The 1,284-nt window shown below is 53.7% G+C and carries 1 protein-coding gene and 1 pseudogene; both read right to left on the reverse strand.

Features of this window, described 5'->3' with window-relative positions; all coding sequences use genetic code 11:
- Window positions 1–182: 182 nt before the first annotated feature.
- A complete protein-coding gene (locus ABRP98_RS11845) occupies window positions 183–350 on the reverse strand; it encodes a hypothetical protein (RefSeq protein WP_502878805.1) in 168 nt (55 codons plus the stop codon).
- Between the two features lie 20 nt (window positions 351–370).
- A pseudogene (locus ABRP98_RS11710) lies at window positions 371–1,259 on the reverse strand (IS3 family transposase); the annotation flags it as partial.
- Window positions 1,260–1,284: the final 25 nt, after the last annotated feature.

Below are 1,284 nucleotides of genomic sequence, written 5' to 3' on the forward strand. Positions count from 1 at the left end.
TTAACTGACGGTGACCGCCCCACTATTTCCGGGGCCCACCATCAGCAAGCGTTACACCACACTAAGGGACGCAACCCAGAACTCCAGTGAGTTGCTTTAAGCAAAATATTTCGCAGCCTTACGCAGGATGTCACGTTCTTCGCGCAGTTGTGCGTTTTCTTTCTCCAGTTGGCGGATGCGTCTCACGATTCATTCGCTGCCTGGGCTTTCTCGTGCACGGCTTTTATGCGGGCACGTTTGCCGGTGTAGTACTTTTTGACCCAAGAATGCAGCGAGGCACGGTTGATACCGAGCTCGGCTGATGCTGAGTTCAGCGAGAGGTCCTGGGGTTGCCCGCAAATCGTGGACACATAGTAGAGCTACCTAGTGGTTAGGCAGCTATTTCTTTTCTGCTGGTGGTTAAACCAATATGGTTCTCGAAGTCGACGGGGCTGACCATCCCGAGTGCAGAGTGCCGGCGCCGACGGTTGTAGACGACTTCAATCCAGTAGGCAACGGCCTTGCGTGCGGCATCACGGGTTGACCAGCGCTTCCGGTCGTAGAACTCGGTCTTAAGCGTCGACCAGAACGACTCAGCCATCGCATTATCGAAACACACCCCGGTACGCCCCACGGACTGAGCAATGCCCAGGTTTCGGCACACCTCCCAAAGCTTCTCACTGGTAAATTGCGTTCCACGGTCAGCGTGAAACACCAGCCCATCAGGAACATCACCGCGCAACGTATACGCCATCCGCAGGGCCCGTTCGACCAAACTTGTGTCTTGAACGCGATCCATAGCCCAGCCCAGTACCCTGCGGGAATGACCGTCGCGGACTGCACATAAGTACAACCATCCTTCACCGGTGCGCAGGTAGGTAATATCTGACATCCACACCCGGTTAAGCTCACCGGTATCAAACATGCGCTTGACCAGGTCCGGAAGACTCGACTTACGCTTGGCTTGAATCGTTGTCACGGGCACAAAAGCACGCGGTGAAATCCCTTCAATGCCCATCAGGCGCATCCGCTTAGCCACAGTCTTGCGATTCAAGGTGATCTGGTAGCGCTCGGTAAATTCTGCGGTGATCCGCGGAGCACCATAAACCTCGTCGGAGTCTTTTTCAGATCTGATGAATCTTGCGATCAACATCATCGTAAAATGCCGCACGATCATCTTTTCCGGATAAGCGTTTCTGCTGCATATGGGCCCATTTGTAGTATCCCAACCGAGATACCTTCAAAAGGCGTGCCATGCGCTTGATACTGAAATTCGCCTTGCTCTGGCTGCATTAATTCGAACTT

This window comes from Corynebacterium sp. KPL2838, from assembly GCF_040225455.1.
Lineage (GTDB): Bacteria > Actinomycetota > Actinomycetes > Mycobacteriales > Mycobacteriaceae > Corynebacterium > Corynebacterium rhinophilum.